Origin of the sequence: Nonomuraea sp. NPDC050202 (assembly GCF_040656115.1) — a bacterium.
Taxonomy (GTDB): Bacteria; Actinomycetota; Actinomycetes; order Streptosporangiales; family Streptosporangiaceae; genus Nonomuraea.
In genome coordinates this window covers 520154-536998 of sequence record NZ_JBFALF010000001.1, presented here as the reverse complement: position 1 = coordinate 536998, position 16845 = coordinate 520154, and the positions used below count along the sequence as shown (strand labels likewise).

Sequence of the window (16845 nt, the reverse complement as noted above, 5' to 3'; positions counted from 1 at the left end):
GACGGTAGTGACGCGGCCACAAGCGTTCTCCTCTGTCTCTGCGCCGGGATGCGCACAGTACCCGGCTTCCATCGCATCACGTCGCGGATAAGCGTCAGCTAAGCGAGTTTTCTGCCGCCGAGCTGGGAGAGTTGCCGTATTTACTCATCTAAGTTAAAAATTACTCATGCAAGTAAAACGGGACGAGTCAGTCACGAGCTCCGCCAGACGGGCGCAGATCGTGGCCGCGACCATCGCCACCATCGCCGAGCTCGGCTACCACCAGGCGTCCTTCGCCCGGATCGCCGAGCGGGCCGGGCTCAGCAGCACGCGGCTGATCTCGTACCACTTCGACGGCAAGGACGAGCTGATCGGCCAGGCCATCGCCACGATCTACGGGGATCTGAGCAGGTTCATGCACGAGCGCGTCAGCGCCCAGCGGACGGCCTCCGGCGCGCTGGAGGCGTACATCCGCTCGCTGGTGGAGTACCTCGGCGGCCACCGCGCCGAGATGCGCGCGGCCACGGAGATCTTCCTCAACTTCCGCCCGGAGGGCGGCACGGCGGCGCAGGACGCGGCCACGGACCTGTCGCAGCTCGCCCACCTGGAGCGCCTGCTGGCGTGGGGGCAGGAGAGCGGTGAGTTCGGGCCGTTCAGCACGCGGGTGATGGCGATGACGGTCCAGCGGTCGCTGGACGGGCTGCCGTTCCTGCTGGAGGCCGATCCCGAGGCCGACCTGGCCGAGTACGCCGACGAGCTGGCCGCGCTGTTCGCCAGGGCGACCCGCGCATGAGCACCCGGTCGAAAGGGCTCCTCACGCTGGCCGTGGACGTCGGCCTGACCGTGGTGCTCTACTACGTGCTGCGCGCGAGCGGCGTCGAGGCCCACACCGCGTTCGTGATCAGCTCGTTCGTGCCCGGCATCAGCGTCGTCTCCGACCTGGTACGCCGCCGCAGGCCCGACCGGCTGGGCCTCTACATGACGGTCATGATGCTGGCCAGCGCCGCCGTGTCCGTCCTCGTCCAGGACCCCCGGCTCCTGCTGGCCAAGGACGGCTGGTTCACGGCAGCCGGGGGCCTGTGGTTCCTGGTCAGCGCGCGCGGGGAGCGCCCGCTGGCGTTCGTGTTCACCCGGTTCGTCCTGGAGGGCCGGATCGGGCCCAACCGCGAGTCGTGGGACGTGTTGTGGGAGCGGCTGCCCGCCTTCCGCCGCATCTGGCGGGTGGCGAGCCTCCTGTGGGGCGTCGGCCTGCTGCTGGACGCGGTGGTGCGGGTCGTCATCGCCTACGCCCTGCCGGTGGACGCGGTGCCGGGGGTCAACACCGCGCAGTACCTCGCCTTCCTGCTGCTCATGCAGGTCGTCATGAACGTCTACCTGGTGCCCACCGGCATCTACAACCGCTGGTCCCCGCTGTACGCCGAGCTCAGGAACACCTGAACCGGGCCTCGCCCCAGTCGGCGTGGTCGTTGCCGACGCCGTCTGCCGCGTCGCCGGCCACGAGGTCCACGTACCGGGCGCCGGCCAGGCCGGCACTCAGCTCGTACGCCGGGTCGGCGGCCCGCAGCACCGGGCTGCGCGCCTTGTCCACCCCGTCGGCCACCACGGCGAACTCCACCGACCCCCGCGTGGCCTGCACGTCGTCAACACCGACGAAGGCCGTGAAAGCCGTACACCGGCCACCCAGGTAGAAACGCACTTTGGCGGGCGCATGCGTGCCCAGCCCCTTGTCGAACGCCCGCCCGCCGATGACGATCGGCCCGCCATCGGCCGGGCCGGTGTCGCCGTTGGACCGGTCGCGCTCCACCGGGCCCCAGCCGTTGTCCGCGCTGACCCACTCCAGGTCACTGGCGTACGCGTCGGCCGCGGGCGGCGGCGGAAGGGTGCGCACGGACGCGGAGGCGGTCAGCGTCCGTGCCTGGCCGCCGACCGCGTACGAGGCGGTGGCCGCCAGCTCGTACGTGCCGTACGGCGCGCCGGCGGGCAGCGTGACGCGCCAGGTCGTGGCCAGCTTCCCGCCGGGCTCCACCGAGCCGGCGCCGTCGCCCTCCGCCGTCCACCCCTCGGGCGCCTCCAGCCGCACGGCCACGTCCTGGACCGCCACCTGTTCGAGGTTCGTGAACGTGGTGGTGACCTCGTTGACGGCCCCCTGCTCGAACGCCGGCGGCGCGGGCGTCACCTCCAGCGTCCCGCACGCTTGCGCGTCCGGCGCGGGCCCGAGGTCGGTGACGGCGAAGTCGTCGAGGATGAAGTCGGCCCCCGCCAGCTCCGGCTGCAGCGAGCGCAGCCCCACCCACACGTCGCCGCACCCGGCCACGACCCGCTCGCTGAACCGGGCGGTGGTGCGTCGCTCGGGGATCGGCGTGCGGCGCGTCTCCACGCCGGCGCCGCCCTTGTCGTAGCCGGTGACCCACTGGTAGGTGCCGGCCAGCGCGTTCTGGTAGGCGAAGGACACCTCGTAGGCGCGCCCCGGCTCGAACCACGCGGTCTGCGGCACCGTACGGTAGATCAGGCCCTGCCGCTCCTCGTGCGCCTTCAGCGACCAGTCGCCGTTCAGCACGTCGTCCACCGTCTTGCCGTTCCAGCCGGCCTGCGTGTACGGCTCGTGCCGCTCCGACAGGTGGGTGCGCGCGTCGAACGACCCGCCCGCGTCCCCCTTCACGAACGGCCCCCATCCGGGCTCCACCGACTCGAACGTCTCCACCGCGCCGGCCGGCTCCCGCTCGAAGACGCGCACGTCGTCCACCCGCACCTGCCCCTCGGCCCCGGCGGCCGTGATCCGCAGCACGGTGGACGGGGCGGACGCGGTGAACGTCACCTTCACCCGCTGGAAGTAGGTGTCGTGCTTCTCGTCGGAGGCGATGTAGTTCCTGGCCGTGGAACGCAGCACGGTCACCGTCTCCCCGCCCGCCTCCAGCGTGGTGGCGCGCGTCCGGCCCGGCTCCACCTCGACGAACGCGGACGCGGTGTAGGTCCGGCCCGGCCGCAGCCCTCTCAGCGGCTGCTCAAGGCGCGCCTGCGCGCCCCCGCCGAGCAGCGCCACCCGGTGCCCCAGCGCGTTGCGCTCCACGCTCACAGGCCCGCTGACGGTCCAGCCGCCGAGCCGGTCGCCGTTGAAGCCCGGATCGCGCAGGCCGCTCCCCTGCCCCCACCGGGGATCGGCCTGCCTGGGCGCCTTGCCCGGGTAGAGCACGTACGGCACGCCCGCCTTCGCCCGCAGCGTGATCTTCCCGCCCGACGGGGTGACGGTGCCGGCGGGGACGCGGCCCTGGTCGGTGAGCTCGTACACGCTCATCGCCCGGTCGGCCTCCCACGTGCTCTCGCCGCCCGCCGGGTTGTAGTGGTAGAGCCGGCCGTGCCAGGGCAGCAGGTACGTGCCGCCGTCGAGCACCTTGCGCCCGCCGGCGAACAATTCCCGCCTGCCGTCCCGGTACGTGCCGCGCACGCCGCCGGTGAACACGATCTCGTCGGCGTTCCAGTCCATGATCTGCTGCTGCTGGAGGAACTTGACCGGCAGGTTGTGCTCCCAGATGTTGCGGAGGAAGGCGGTGAAGTCGTTCTCCGCCGTCCAGCCCTCGAACTCGACGATGCGGGCGTTGCCCAGGATCGGGTGGGCGTTCCAGACGTCCTTCTCGTGGTTGCGCGCGAACCGGATGATCTGCGAGTTCAGCCCCTTGTTGGTGACGCCGCCGTAGTTGAGGTCGGTGGCCCAGTGCGCCCACAGCGACGCGCGTTCCAGCTTGTCCGACCACTCCGTGGTCACCTGCCAGCCCTGCGCGCGAAGCTCGGCCAGCGTGCGGTCGGCGACCCAGCCGAAGGGCCGGAACACGTCCACGTACAGCACCGCCAGGTTCCTGTCCGTCTCCTCCCGTAGCCGGGACAGGCGCGCGGCCAGCGTGCCTCTGGTCAGGTCGCCGCGCTGGTCGATCAGGTACGCCTGGTCGAGCCAGTTCCAGCCCTTGGCGTCCTTGTTCACCAGCCGCTCGTCGAAGCTCTTCGCCTCGGGGTAGGCCTCGGTGGCGTTGACGTGCACGCCGAACGTGGCGTTCCACGCCTTGCCCACCCTGGCCAGCGTGTTCAGGTCTGTCAGGCCGCCCGCGCGGCGGTTGTGGTTGCCGCCGTAGTCCGGGTGCGCGGAGTCGTGGCCCTCGGACTGGTAGCCCTTGAGCAGGGCGAGCTGCCCGAGCCCGTCGGTGGCCAGCGAGATGCGTTTGACGTCGTCCAGCGTGCGCAGGAACGGGTGCGTGGCCTGGCTGGAGAAGTTGAACGGGATGTGCGTGACCACCCGGTCCCTGGTCTCCTCCGCGCCGAGCGCCTTGATCGCGATGCTCCTGAACGCGATCGCGCCGTCCTGCCAGTCGAGCGTGCCGTCGCCGTTGGCGTCGGGGGTGAGCACGACCTTGGCCCACGGGCGGGCCTCGGTGAACGGCGAGCCGCTCGCGCGGTGGGTCCACTGGCCGCTCCAGACGCCCACCCGCACCGTGCCGTCCGGGTCCTTCCTGGCCTGGTGCCAGAGCCGGGCCGCGTCCCGGTCGGTCGCGCCGGACGGGCGGTCGTAGGTGGAGTTCGTCTCGACGGCGGCGGCCAGCCGGTCGGTGTGCACGATCGCGTACGTCGCCCCGACCGGCGTCTCCTCGGCCGCCGTGTCCGCGGTGACCCGGGCGAAGACGTCGGCGGTGCGGGTGGAGTTCGGGTCCAGGCGGGTGAACGCGGTGGCCGCGCCCGGCTGCGTGCTCGACACGGACACCAGGTCGTGGCCGGGCAGGTCGATGGTGCCGACCCGGAACGCCTCGGTGTCGATCACCTCGTCGATCGCGAACGTCGTCACCCTGCCCTTGACCCCGATGCTGGCCCGCAGGGCGACCCCGTCGCCGAGGTCCAGCCGGTAGCGGGCGGTCGCGCCGTCGTTGCCGGTCAGCCGCACCTCGGCGAGCCTGGGCTGCCCGTTCAGCACGACGGCGGGCACCCCCGTGCCGCCGCCGAGCGTGGCGCCGCTCGCCCGGTCGGTGTAGCGCAGGACGCGTGGGAAGGCCGGGTCCAGCTCCACGCGCAGGGCCGCCGACGCGATCGCGATCGGCTCGGCCACCTGGGCAGGTGCGGGCGGCAGCCCCTGCACGGTGGGGCTCGGCTGCGGCGTGCCGGCGGGCGGGGCCTCCGGCGACGGCAGCTCGTAGGTGGGGACGGGTGGCTGCGCGGCCGGGGTCTCCTCCGGCGGCGGAGAGGCCGGCGCGGCGAGCGCGGGCACGCCCGGCGGGGAGATCGGGGCGGCCATGGCCGTGGCCGCGAGGCTGAGGGCTGCTGCGAGTAACACGGGACCTGGACGCATGACCTGTCCTTCCGGGACCGTCTGACATAGACGGTAAAGCGCGGCACCCCGTTGGGGAACCGCGCCCGGTCAGATCACCGTGTCAGGCCGCGCTCAGCGGCGCACGCCCTTGGCCATGTCCCTGGCCAGCACCCCGATGGACTCGCGCCCTGCCGCCTCGTCGGGCGCGTCGAGGATGCGGCGGATGAACGCCGACCCCACGATCACGCCGTCGGCGTAGGACGCCACCTCGGCCGCCTGCGCGCCCGTGCCGACCCCCAGGCCCACGCACACCGGCAGGTCCGTGTGCGCCTTGGTCCGCTTGACCAGGCCCTCGGCGGCGACGTTGACGGTCTCTCTGGCGCCGGTGACGCCCATGAGCGAGGCGGCGTACACGAAACCGGTGCAGCAGTCGACGACGGCCTTGATGCGCGGCTCGGTCGAGCTGGGCGCGACCAGGAACACCGTGTCGATGCCCGCCGCCGCGGACGCCTCCCGCCACGGCTCGGACTCCTCGGGCGTCAGGTCGGGCGTGATGGTGCCCACGCCGCCCGCGTTGGCCAGGTCGCGCGCGAAGCGGTCGGCGCCGTACTTGTCGATCGGGTTCCAGTACGTCATGACGAGCGTGGCGGCGCCCGTGGCGGCCACGCCCTCGACCGTGCGCATCACGTCGGCGATGCGCGTGCCGTTGATCAGCGACCTGTGCACCGCGTCCTGGATCGTCGGGCCGTCCATGAGCGGGTCGGAGTAGGGCAGGCCGATCTCGATGACGTCGCAGCCGGCTTCCACCAGGGCCGCGGCGGCGGCGACGTCGCCACCCTTGGTGGGGAAGCCCGCGGGCAGGTAGCCGACGAGCGCGGCCCGGTTGTCCGCCTTCGCCTTGGCGAAAACCGTCTGAAGAGTCGTCATGTCTGTCCGTTTCGAAGGTCGAGTCTTCCCATGATGCCCTGCCGCGGGCCCGCCCCAGAATCCCCGCGCCGGTGAGTCGCCGGCCCGGCGCAGGCCGTCGGCGATCGGAGGGACGCCGGGAGATCCTAGAGGTTGAAGTACTTCATCGCCGTGCCCATGTCCTTGTCGCCGCGGCCGGAGAGGTTGACCAGGATGGTCGCCTCGGGGCCGAGCTCGCGGCCCAGCTCCAGCGCGCCCGCCAGGGCGTGGGAGGACTCGATGGCGGGGATGATGCCCTCGGTCCTGGCCAGCAGGGAGAACGCGGCCATCGCCTGGTCGTCGGTGACGCCGTGGTAGGTGGCGCGACCGGAGTCCTTCAGCCAGGCGTGCTCGGGGCCGACGCCCGGGTAGTCGAGCCCGGCGGAGATCGAGTGGGACTCGATCGTCTGGCCCTCGTCGTCCTGCAGGACGTAGGTGCGCGAGCCGTGCAGCACGCCGACCGAGCCGGCGGTGAGCGTGAGCGCGTGCTCGCCGCTCTCCAGGCCGTGGCCGGCGGCCTCGTAGCCGTGCAGCTTCACGTCCTGGTCGCCGATGAAGGCGTGGAAGATGCCGATCGCGTTGCTGCCGCCGCCGACCGCCGCGCACACCGCGTCGGGCAGCTTGCCGGTCAGCTCCAGCATCTGGCGGCGCGCCTCGACGCCGATGATGCGCGCGAAGTCGCGCACGATCTCGGGGAACGGGTGCGGGCCCGCCACGGTGCCGAACAGGTAGTGGGTGGTGTCGACGTTGGTCACCCAGTCGCGGAAGGCCTCGTTGATGGCGTCCTTCAGCGTCTGCGAGCCGTTGGTGACCGGCACCACGGTGGCGCCGAGCAGCTTCATCCTGGCGACGTTGAGCGCCTGGCGCTCGCAGTCGACCGCGCCCATGTAGATGACGCACTCCAGGCCGAGCAGGGCCGCGGCGGTGGCGGTGGCCACGCCGTGCTGGCCCGCGCCGGTCTCGGCGATCACCCGCTTCTTGCCCAGCCGCTTGGTCAGCAGCGCCTGGCCCAGCACGTTGTTGATCTTGTGGGCGCCGGTGTGGGTGAGGTCCTCGCGCTTGAGGATGATCCGCGCGCCGCCGGCCTGCTCGCTGAAGCGCGGCACCTCGGTCAGCGTGGTGGGGCGGCCCGCGTACGTGCGCAGCAGATGGTCGAACTCGCGCAGGAACTGCGCGTCGTTCTTGGCCTTCTCATAGGTGGCGGCCACCTCGTCGAGCGCCGGGATGAGCGCCTCGGGCACGTAACGGCCGCCGAAGATGCCGAACTTGCCGTGCACGTCGGGGTCGTTGCCGTACGCGCCGTTGCCCGCCAGGTCGGCGGCCGTCAGGATGGTGCCTTCGTTTGCCACTGCTATCCCTCTGCTGAGTGGTCGGGGCGCGTCGACGGATGAGCGCCGGCGGTCACCAACGCCTCCACTGCCTTGCGCGGGTCCTTGCCGGTGACCAGGCTCTCGCCCACCAGGACGGCGTCCGCGCCGCCCCGCGCGTAGGCGAGCAGGTCGTGCGGGCCGCGCACGCCCGACTCGGCAATCTTGATCACATTATCGGGGATCTTCGGCGCGATCTTCGCGAAGACATCGCGGTCGACCTCGAGTGTCTTGAGATTGCGCGCGTTGACCCCGATGACCCGGGCGCCGGCGGCGACCGCCCGCTCCAGCTCCTCCTCGGTGTGCACCTCGACCAGCGGGGTGAGCCCGATCGACTCGGCCCGCTCGATGAGCGACACCAGGGCCTCCTGCTCCAGGCAGACGACCATGAGCAGGGCCAGGTCGGCGCCGTAGGCACGGGCCTCCCAGAGCTGGTAGGAGGTGAGGATGAAGTCCTTGCGCAGGATCGGGATGTCCACCCGGGCGCGGACCGCGGCCAGGTCGTCGAGGCTGCCGCCGAACTTGCGCCGCTCGGTCAGCACGCTGATGACGTGGGCGCCACCCGCTTCGTAGTCGGCCGCCAGCGCCGCGGGATCGGCGATCGCGGCGAGCGCGCCCTTCGACGGGCTGGAGCGCTTGACTTCGGCGATCACCGAGATCCGGTCGCCTCCCAGCGCGGCCATCGCGTCTCGCGGCGCATGGGCCCGCTCGGCCCGCTGCTTGAGCTCGTCGATCGACACGGCCTGCTGTCGTGCGGCGAGGTCGGCGCGCACCCCGTCGAGGATGTCGTCGAGGACACTCGGCCCTTCCGTCCGCTCACTCACGCGCTTGAGGTCCCTCCGGTCGGCTTCTGGGGGTGGCGGAGAGTTCGCGTCGCGTCCGCTCTCTGCCTTGTCCTGCGATGGTATCGGCCCCTACGGGGTCACCTCACCACCGGTCCCCATGTGTACGCCGCCTATGGGGCTAGGAACGCCCCGAAAGGCAGATTACGGACGACCCAGTAGACCATGACGAGGGCGAGGAACGCCCACAGCCACGCCGGATGGGCCAGCGTGGTGCGCCTGGGCCTGCCCTGCCACGCCCGCACCACCCATCGGCCCCACCAGAACACCAGGAACGGAACCATGGCGACGGCGAGGGGGTTGAGGCCGAGGGCGGCGACCGGGTCGAGGTGGGCCAGCGCGTGGATGGTGCGCAGCGTGCCGCAACCCGGGCAGTACAGGCCGGTGGCCCACAGGAACGGGCAGGTCGGGTAGTGACCCGGCTCGTTCGGGTCGATCACGCCGACGAACGCGAACACCGCTCCGGCGGCGGCCGCAACACCGAGTGGCGCGAGCAGGCCCTTGACGCGCCGTTTCCCGTGCCGCTCGGTTGTTGCGAGGCTCATGTTCCCAGTATCCGCCTTCCGGTGCGTGCCGCTGATCGTGGTGCGGCCTAGTACGAGTACGTCGTGGAGACGCTGGCGGCCAGGATCACGAAGAACAGGACGTACGCGATGATGATCAGGCCGATGCCGATCGCGCCGAAGATCAGGCTGCGCTTCCACCAGGTCTTGGCCTCGTCGGCCGCCTGCTGCGCACCCGCGAAGTCGCCGACCTGCCACTTCTGGTTCACCTGCGACGACTTGACGATCGCCACGATGCCCAGCGGGAGGCAGCAGAACAGGGTGGTGAGGATGGCGGGGACGAGCTGGTTGTCCGGCGGGTTGCCCCCGGGACCGCCGTAACCGCCACCGTAGCCACCGCCCGACGGGGGCTGCTGGCCGTAACCGCCACCGCTCGGGGGCTGCTGACCGTAGCCACCACCGTAGCCACCGCCGCCGCTCGGCGGCTGCTGGCCGTAGCCACCACCGGACGGGGGCTGCTGGCCGTAACCGCCACCGCTCGGGGGCTGCTGACCGTAGCCACCACCGTAGCCACCGCCGCCGCTCGGCGGCTGCTGACCGTAGCCACCGCCAGGCGGCTGGGCGCCGTAACCGCCGTCGCCCTGGTTACCGTAACTCATGCTCATGACCCCTCATGTCGTCATCTTTGAGTTGCGCGCGGCAGCCTAGCGAGAATGCATCTCCTACGTGGACGAACGTCCATTTTGCGGACAATTCGTAATCGGACCGCAAGCGGCTCGTCACGGTCCGGCTGGACTCCCGACAGGTTACCGGCCGGTCAGTAGTCGTAGGAGGACGAGGCCGCGGCGGACAGACCCAGCGCCCACAGGAAGAAGCCGCCGAAGAAGAGCCAGCACAGCAACCAGATCACGACCGTGATGTACGACGTGACGAGGCCGCCCACCGCCATGCCCGAGCCGTCCTCGCCCGTCTTCTTGATCCGGTTGAGCGCGATGTGCCCGAGGATCACGCCCGGGATGCTCGTGAGGCCGCAGAAGACCAGGCCGATGATGCCGAGCACGAGCGAGGCCACCGCCATGCCGTTGGTGGAGCGCGGCGGGTGCGGCGGGGGGTAGTAGCCGGGGGGCGGCTGCTGCTGGCCGTAGCCGTAGCCGCCGCTCGGGGGGAGCTGGCCGTAGCCGAGGTTCTGCTGGCTGTTCGGCTGGTCGCCGTACCCGCCGCCGTAGCCCGGCTGCTGCTGGCCGTAACCGCCGCCGTAGCTGGGAGGCTGCTGGCCGTATCCGCCTCCCCCGCTCGGCGGCTGCTGGCCGTAGCCTCCCCCACTCTGCGGCTGCTGGCCGTAGCCGCCGCCGTAGCCGGGGGGCTGCTGGCCGTATCCGCCTCCCCCGCTCGGCGGCTGCTGCCCGTAGCCGCCGTTGGCGCCCTGATCCCCGTAGGTCATGAGCTGGCTCCTCAAATGTTCCGTGGCGAGTTGCAACGGCAGCTTATTGAGGAAACGTTTGCCAAGCAGACAATGGTTCAGAACAGTGGAGGATTCGACAGCGCCTGGTTTCAGCGGGAATCCGTCGGGTCGTCTCCCCTGTCGAGCGCGTCCCAGAGCGCCCTGTCGTCCTTGACCTGCGCCTTCTCCTCGGGGCCCGGGCCCGCGCCGCGGTCGTAGCGGGCGGACATGCCCGCCCACCTGTTGCCGCGGACGGCCGCCACGATCCCGCCCGCCACCATCAGCAGCGCACCGGCCGCCGCCACGCCCGGCCACAGCGGCGCGCTCTCCCAGGGGATGTCGGCGGCGCCGTGCAACACGTTCTGCTCGCGCAGCCAGCCGGTCACGTTGTCGCCGCTCAGCGCCGCCCACGTCGCCGCCGCCGCGCCGGCGCCGCAGAGCGCCAGCAGCGCGCCGACGAGCCGGCGCCCCAGGCCCTTGGTGGCCAGCACCGCCACCACCCCGGCCAGCCCGGCCAGCGCCACGGGCGTCAGCGCGGGGCCGAGGTCGCTCCCGGTGGGCGCCGCCGCATCGGCCCCCTGCGACACCCGCGCCCAAGCCTGCCCGGCGGCCACCAGCACGAGCAGGCAGCCGAGCGCGGTCGCCACCACCCAGCCCCACAACTCCCGGCGGCCGGCCTCCGGCCTCTCCTTCGCCACGACGCCCTCAGCCGAGCGCGATCTCGAGCCGGTCGGCGTCGAAGCAGGTGCGGTCGCCCGTGTGGCACGCGCCGCCCTCCTGGTCCACCTTCACCAGGATCGTGTCGCCGTCGCAGTCGAGCGCCACGGCCTTGACGTGCTGGACGTGGCCGGAGGTGGCCCCCTTGACCCAGAACTCCTGGCGGCTGCGCGACCAGTAGGTGGCCCTGCCGGTGGTGAGGGTCCGGTGCAGCGCCTCGTCGTTCATCCACGCGAGCATGAGGACCTCGCCGGTGTCGTACTGCTGGGCGATCGCCGGGACCAGCCCGTCAGGGTTGCGCTTCAGCCGGGCGGCGATCTTGGGGTCAAGGGACATGCACCCATTCAACCAGCCCCGCCCCTCGCCCCCCGCAGGCGCGGGTGGCGTCAGGCGAGGGCCTGGGACAGCGTGTCGTAGATGGGGAACAGCGCAGCCAGGTTCGTCCGCCGCAGGCGCCGCAGCACCTGCCCGTCCGGCGCCACCAGGGCCATGGTCCCGTTGCGGTCCCGCAGGGAGGCCAGCATCCGCACCAGCACCCCCAGCCCCGTGGTGTCGATGAAGGTCAGCGCGCTCAGATCCACCACCAGCCGGGGCTCGGCCGTGGCCACCGCCTCGTCCAGGCATTTGCGCACCTGGGAGACGTTGTCCACGTCCATCTCGCCGGCCAGGCTGACCACCACGAGCTCCCCGTGTCGGCGTCGCGACATCTCCAGCACATCCACGCCCATGCTCCTCACGACCCCTCCCGCGGGCGGCCCCGCCGAAAAGGTACACCGGTCTGCATCGCGTCACAGTGGGTTTTGCCGAGAATGCGCTACGTGATGGCAGGGATCAGGGTACTTTCGTCCCGACACGTGCTAGGGGAGGACCATCGTGGTGGACGTCGCGGGCTCCGTCCTCGATCCCGACCTCGGTGATCATGTCTGCCTGCCGTTCGACGGCGAGCGGGAGCGGATGACGGCCACCGGGCTGTTCACGATGAACGGCCTGCGCCGCCGTACCAAGGTCGTGATCATCACGCATGCCGACAGCCCGGAGCGGACGCGCGGGTGGCTGGCGCCGCTCGTGCCCGGGTTCGCCGACGCCGAGTCCGCTGGGCAGATCGAGGTCCTCGACTGCGCCGACACCCACTTCACCGGCGGCCGCCTCGACCCCGAGCGGGTGTACGCCGGGCTGGCCGACGCCTACGACCGGGCGCGCAAGCACGGCCAGCACGGCGTGTACGCGCTGGTCGACGCCTCCTGGGGGGCGTGCGACGCGCCGGAGCAGGCGGCGTTCGAGGCGGCGACCAACGAGCTGTTCGGGGAGCGGTGGCTGGCGGCCGTGTGCCAGTACGACCGCAGGCTCTTCCCCCGCGACGCCATCGACCGGGCCGCCTCCGTGCATCCGATCGCGCCCGAGCAGGCGCTGCTGCGCTTCGCCAACACCTTCGAGCCGGCGGGCCTGCGGGTGTGGGGGGACATCGACCTCACCAACCGGCCGGCGTTCGCCTCGCTGCTGGCGCGGCTGGAGAAGGAGCCGGGCGAGATCGTGATCGACGCGTCCGGGCTGGACTTCATCGACGCGGGCTCGGCGCAGTTGCTGACCGTCACGGCGATGGCCAGGCCGCGCGGCTCCACCGCGGTCGTGTGCCGCGACTCCATCGCCCGGGTGCTGCGGCTGATCGGCGCGGACGAGTTCGTCGCCGTACGCCGGGTGGGCGATGTGTAGGCAGGTGCTCTGCGCGGCCTTCGCCCGTGGACGCATCACGTTCCTGCGCAGGGCCGTCGCCGAGCACGCCAGGTACGAGGGGCTCACCGGCAGGCGCCTGGAGGACTTCGTGCTGGCGGTCAACGAGATCACCACGAACGCGGTCGTGCACGGCGGCGGGCACGGGCGGCTGCGGTTGTGGTCGCACGGCGAGCGGCTGTGGTGCGAGGTCAGCGATGAGGGGCCGGGGCTGCCCGCCGGGTGGATGGGTGACATGCGGCCGCCCGAGGGGTTCGACTTCCGCGGGCGGGGGCTGTGGCTGACCAGCATGTTGTGCGATCACATCACGATCGTGTCCGGGCCTGCGGGCACGACCGTGACGTTCGCCGCCGTCCGCGGATAGCCGCCCCTTCGTGCCGGGTCAGGAGCGGGCGGCCGAGATCCACGAGGAGTGCAGGTCGGCGTACACGCCGGCCTCCTTGACCAGCTCCGCGTGCGGCCCCCGCTGCACCAGCCGCCCGGCGTCGAAGACCAGGACCTCGTCGGCGTTCTCGGCCGTGGACAGGCGGTGCGCGATCGAGACGGCCGTACGGCCGCGCGTGACGCCTTCGAGCGCGCGTGCCAGCCGCACCTCCGTGGCGGGGTCCACCGCCGAGGTGGCCTCGTCCAGCAGGAGCAGGTCGGGGTCGGCGAGGTAGGCGCGGGCCAGGGCGACGAGCTGGCGCTCGCCGGCCGAGAGGGACTCGCCGCGCTGGCCGACCGGGGTGTCGAGGCCGGCGGGCAGCCCCTCCAGCCAGTCGGTCAGGCCCAGCTCGGTCATCGCCAGCTCGATCTCCTCGTCGGTGGCCGCGGGCTTGCCGTAGCGGATGTTGTCCGCCAGGGTCCCGTCGAACAGGAAGCCGTCCTGCGGAACCATGACGATCCGCTCGCGCAGCGAGGAGAAGCGCACGTCGCGCAGGTCGTAGCCGTCCACGGTGACCCGCCCAGAGCCGGGGTCCATCAGCCTGGTCAGGAGCTTGGCGAACGTGGTCTTGCCTGAGCCGGTCTCCCCCACGACGGCGACACGGGAGCGCGGCGGGATGTCCACGGTGACCTCGCGCAGCACGGGCACGCCGCCGGGGTAGGAGAAGTGCACGTCCTCGAAGGCGACCTGGATGGGGCCGCGGGGCAGCGTCACGCCCGCCTCGCCGGGGTCGGCGACGTCGGGCGGGGTGTCGAGGACGCCGAGGATGCGGCGCCAGCCGGCGACCGCGTTCTGCGCCTCGTTCAGCACCTCGGTGGCGGTCTGCAGCGGCGAGACGAACAGCGTGACGAGGAAGAGGAACGCCACCAGCCGCCCCTGCGAGATGTCGCCCGACAGGCCGAGCCGCACGCCGAGCAGCACGATGCCGGCGATGGCGACGGCGGCCACGATCTCGGTCAGCGGGAAGACGAAGCCGACGATGGTCTGCGCCCTGGTCTGGGCCTTCCTGTTGGCGTTGACCGCCTCGTCGATGCGCTCGGCGGTGCGCCGCTCGGAGGCGTAGGCCCGGATGACGGTGGCGCCGACGACGGACTCGCTGACGGCGGCGAGCATGTCGCCGGTGCGCTCGCGGACGACCGTGTACGCGCGCGACAGCAACCGCTGGAAGCGCGGCAGGGCGATCATCAGCGGGATGAAGCAGACCCAGACCAGCAGGGTGAGCTGCCAGGAGTAGACGAACATCAGGACGGTGGCCACGAGGAGCTGGCCGAGCGCCACGATGATCATCAGCCCGCCCCATTGCATGAAGTTGCTGATCTGGTCGATGTCGTTGGTGACCCGGGAGACCAGGGCGCCGCGGCGCTCGGTGTTCTGGGTGAGCACCGACAGGTCGTGGACGTGGCGGAAGCCGCGTACGCGCAGGGTGGCGAGCGAGGCCTCGGTGGCCTTGTAGAGGCGGACGTTCATGACGTACCCGGCCAGGGCCGTCAGGACGACCGCCGCCGCGCAGATCACGACGGCAGTGGTGATGTACGAGATGTCGGGCCTGCCGCCCTTGATGCCGGTGTCGATCGTCTGCTGGACCGCGATGGGCACGATGATCTTGCCGACGGTGGCGATGACGGCCAGCGCCAGCGTGCCCACCAGGCCCTTGCGGAACTCGGGGGTCAGCGAGAGTCCCTGGCGGACCGTGGCCAGCGCCGAACGCTCCGAGTCGCGCCGGATGTTCTGCGCCATGTTCTGCGCCATGCTCTGCGCCGTCATGCCTGTACCCCTTCGACCGCTTCTTCGACTTCGATGGCCGCGCGCTCGGCCTCCTCGCGCTCGTACGCGGTCACCAGGTTGCGGTAACCGGCGCAGCGCTCGATCAGCTCCTCGTGCGGCCCGCGGTCCACCACGCGGCCCTTGTCCAGGTAGACGACCTCGTCGGCCAGGGCGATCGTGGCCATGCGGTAGGCGACGACCACGACGGTCGAGGCCTCGGCGGCGTCGCGCAGGCCGTACAGGATCTTGGCCTCGACCTGCGGGTCCACGCTGGAGGTCGCGTCGTCGAGGATGAGCAGGCGGGGGCGGCGCACGACCGCGCGGGCCAGGGCGAGGCGCTGGCGCTGGCCTCCCGACAGGGAGGCGCCGCGCTCGCCGACGCGGGTGCCGAGGCCGTCGGCCAGCCGGCTGACGAAGCCGTCCGCCTGGGCCAGGCGCAGGGCGGCCCACACGTCCTCGTCGGAGGTCTCGGCGCCGAGCGCGACGTTGCCGCGCACGGTGTCGTCGAACAGGAACGTCTGCTGCGGCACCAGCGCGACCGACCCGGCCACGCCGCCGTAGGGCAGCTCACGCAGGTCCACGTCGTCGAGCAGCACCCGGCCCGAGCCGGGGTCGACCAGGCGGGCCAGGAGCTGGACGAGCGTGGACTTGCCCGAGCCGGTGGGCCCGACGAGGGCGACGGTGCGGCCGGCGGGCACCTCGAAGGTGACGTCGTGCAACACCTCGGCCTCGCCGTAGGCGTAGGAGACGTCCTCGACGGCCAGCTTCGCCGGGGCCGTGGAGGTCGAGGCGGTGGAGCCGTACTCCATGGAGCCGGTCGCCTCCAGCACGGCCTGCACCCGCTGCCAGCCGACGACGCTGCGCGGCAGCTCGGCCAGCACCCAGCCCAGCGCCCTGATGGGGAAGGCGAGCAGCGTGAACAGGTACGCCACCTGCACCAGCCCGCCGGCGTCGATCGCGCCGGTGGACAGCCGGGTCGCGCCCACGGCCAGCACCGCGAGCACGCCGAGCGTGGGCAGCGCCTCCAGCATCGGGTCGAACAGCCCGCGCACCCGCCCGACGGCGATGTTGGCGTCACGCAGCTCGTGGGCGCGCCGCCGGAAGCGCTCGGTCTCCAGGTCCTCCCGGCCGAGCGTCTTGACGACGAGCGCGCCGTCGAAGCTCTCGTGCGCGATCTCGCTCACCTCGGCGCGCAGTTGCTGCGCGCGGGTGGCCAGCGGGCTGAGCCTGCGCTGGTAGACCAGGTTGAGCACGGCGATGGCCGGGAAGATGAGGAAGCCCACCAGGGCGAGCACGAGGTCGGTGAAGACCATCGCGACGGCCGCGGTGACCAGCATGACGATCACGCCCACGGCCATCGGCAGCGGCGCGAGCGGGGCCCAGGCGGCCTCGGCGTCGGCGCTGGCGTTCGACAGGAGCTGGCCGGTCGGGTGCTGGTGGTGCCACGACAGCGGCAGGCGCAGGTACTGCTTGGTGACGTCGCGGCGCGAGCGGGCCTGCATGCGGTACTGCATGACGCCGGCAAGGATGCGGCGCCCGGCCACGCCGAGCGCCTTGAGCAGCGCCGTGCCGAGGATCAGTAACGTGCCGGTCCACAGCGCGCCCGCCGTGACGCCGCCCTCGGCGAACGAGGGCAGCACCACGTTCTGCGTCGCCCAGCCGAGCGCCCAGGCTGAGGCGACGGTCATGCCCCCGTATACGGCGCTGGCCAGGACGGCCAGCGCGAACACCGTCTTCTCCGTGCGAATGGCCACCCCAAGGACACGGAGCCCTTGACGCATCACGGCCGAGGTGACCTTGCTCGCCACTCGGTAGGTTTCCTCTCAGATCTGATGTTTCTCCGTATGTCAG

General features: G+C 71.8%; 16 protein-coding genes. 4 read left to right on the top strand and 12 right to left on the bottom strand.

Translation table 11 applies throughout. From position 1 onward, the window contains the following. The first annotated feature begins 166 nt into the window (after nt 1–166). Both AB0I79_RS02685 and AB0I79_RS02680 read left to right on the top strand, forming a co-directional pair. On the top strand, nt 167–772 hold the full coding sequence (locus AB0I79_RS02685; RefSeq protein ID WP_357866099.1) for a TetR/AcrR family transcriptional regulator: 606 nt from the start codon (nt 167–169) through the stop codon (nt 770–772). Continuing rightward, nucleotides 769–1416 (top strand): VC0807 family protein, encoded by a 648-nt coding sequence (locus tag AB0I79_RS02680; protein WP_357866097.1) that lies wholly within the window; start codon nt 769–771, stop codon nt 1414–1416. The genes AB0I79_RS02685 and AB0I79_RS02680 overlap by 4 nt, the downstream gene beginning before the upstream one ends. On the opposite strand, the gene AB0I79_RS02675 is transcribed toward AB0I79_RS02680, so the two are convergent. The 10 genes from AB0I79_RS02675 to AB0I79_RS02630 all read right to left on the bottom strand — a co-directional run bounded on the left by AB0I79_RS02675 (nt 1403) and on the right by AB0I79_RS02630 (nt 11800). Beyond that, complete coding sequence (locus AB0I79_RS02675; protein WP_357866095.1) at nt 1403–5302, bottom strand: endo-alpha-N-acetylgalactosaminidase family protein; 3900 nt, start codon at nt 5300–5302, stop codon at nt 1403–1405. The two genes, AB0I79_RS02680 and AB0I79_RS02675, sit on opposite strands and share 14 nt — an antisense overlap. A gap of 93 nt (nt 5303–5395) precedes the next feature. After that, nucleotides 5396–6190: a tryptophan synthase subunit alpha gene (trpA, locus tag AB0I79_RS02670; RefSeq protein ID WP_357866094.1), complete on the bottom strand. Its 795-nt coding sequence runs from the start codon at nt 6188–6190 to the stop codon at nt 5396–5398. Nucleotides 6191–6315: 125 nt separating this feature from the next. Then, nucleotides 6316–7521: a tryptophan synthase subunit beta gene (trpB, locus tag AB0I79_RS02665; protein WP_357867047.1), complete on the bottom strand. Its 1206-nt coding sequence runs from the start codon at nt 7519–7521 to the stop codon at nt 6316–6318. A gap of 38 nt (nt 7522–7559) precedes the next feature. Beyond that, nucleotides 7560–8399 carry an indole-3-glycerol phosphate synthase TrpC gene (trpC, locus tag AB0I79_RS02660; protein ID WP_357866092.1) on the bottom strand — a complete coding sequence of 280 codons (840 nt, stop codon included), beginning with the start codon at nt 8397–8399 and terminating at the stop codon, nt 7560–7562. 131 nt (nt 8400–8530) lie between these two features. After that, nucleotides 8531–8962 carry a DUF2752 domain-containing protein gene (locus AB0I79_RS02655; protein WP_357866091.1) on the bottom strand — a complete coding sequence of 144 codons (432 nt, stop codon included), beginning with the start codon at nt 8960–8962 and terminating at the stop codon, nt 8531–8533. Nucleotides 8963–9009: 47 nt separating this feature from the next. Next, entirely contained in the window at nt 9010–9579 is a 570-nt protein-coding gene (locus AB0I79_RS02650; protein WP_357866089.1) for a CD225/dispanin family protein, read from the bottom strand. A 158-nt stretch (nt 9580–9737) separates the two neighbouring features. Beyond that, nucleotides 9738–10361, bottom strand: a complete 624-nt coding sequence (locus AB0I79_RS02645) for a DUF4190 domain-containing protein (protein ID WP_357866088.1) — start codon at nt 10359–10361, stop codon at nt 9738–9740. A gap of 110 nt (nt 10362–10471) precedes the next feature. Beyond that, nucleotides 10472–11059 carry a Trp biosynthesis-associated membrane protein gene (locus AB0I79_RS02640; RefSeq protein ID WP_357866086.1) on the bottom strand — a complete coding sequence of 196 codons (588 nt, stop codon included), beginning with the start codon at nt 11057–11059 and terminating at the stop codon, nt 10472–10474. A gap of 7 nt (nt 11060–11066) precedes the next feature. Next, entirely contained in the window at nt 11067–11414 is a 348-nt protein-coding gene (gene hisI / locus AB0I79_RS02635; protein WP_357866084.1) for a phosphoribosyl-AMP cyclohydrolase, read from the bottom strand. 50 nt (nt 11415–11464) lie between these two features. Beyond that, nucleotides 11465–11800, bottom strand: a complete 336-nt coding sequence (locus AB0I79_RS02630; protein WP_357866083.1) for an STAS domain-containing protein — start codon at nt 11798–11800, stop codon at nt 11465–11467. Nucleotides 11801–11951: 151 nt separating this feature from the next. Between AB0I79_RS02630 and AB0I79_RS02625 the strand changes: the two genes are divergently transcribed. Both AB0I79_RS02625 and AB0I79_RS02620 read left to right on the top strand, forming a co-directional pair. Beyond that, entirely contained in the window at nt 11952–12788 is an 837-nt protein-coding gene (locus tag AB0I79_RS02625; RefSeq protein ID WP_357866082.1) for an MEDS domain-containing protein, read from the top strand. Next, nucleotides 12781–13170: an ATP-binding protein gene (locus tag AB0I79_RS02620; protein WP_357866080.1), complete on the top strand. Its 390-nt coding sequence runs from the start codon at nt 12781–12783 to the stop codon at nt 13168–13170. Before AB0I79_RS02625 ends, AB0I79_RS02620 begins: the two co-directional genes overlap by 8 nt. Nucleotides 13171–13188: 18 nt before the next feature. Here AB0I79_RS02620 and AB0I79_RS02615 read toward each other — a convergent pair whose 3' ends face one another. After that, nucleotides 13189–14979 carry an ABC transporter ATP-binding protein gene (locus AB0I79_RS02615; RefSeq protein ID WP_357867044.1) on the bottom strand — a complete coding sequence of 597 codons (1791 nt, stop codon included), beginning with the start codon at nt 14977–14979 and terminating at the stop codon, nt 13189–13191. 11 nt (nt 14980–14990) lie between these two features. Continuing rightward, nucleotides 14991–16775 (bottom strand): ABC transporter ATP-binding protein, encoded by a 1785-nt coding sequence (locus tag AB0I79_RS02610; RefSeq protein WP_357867042.1) that lies wholly within the window; start codon nt 16773–16775, stop codon nt 14991–14993. Nucleotides 16776–16845: the final 70 nt, after the last annotated feature.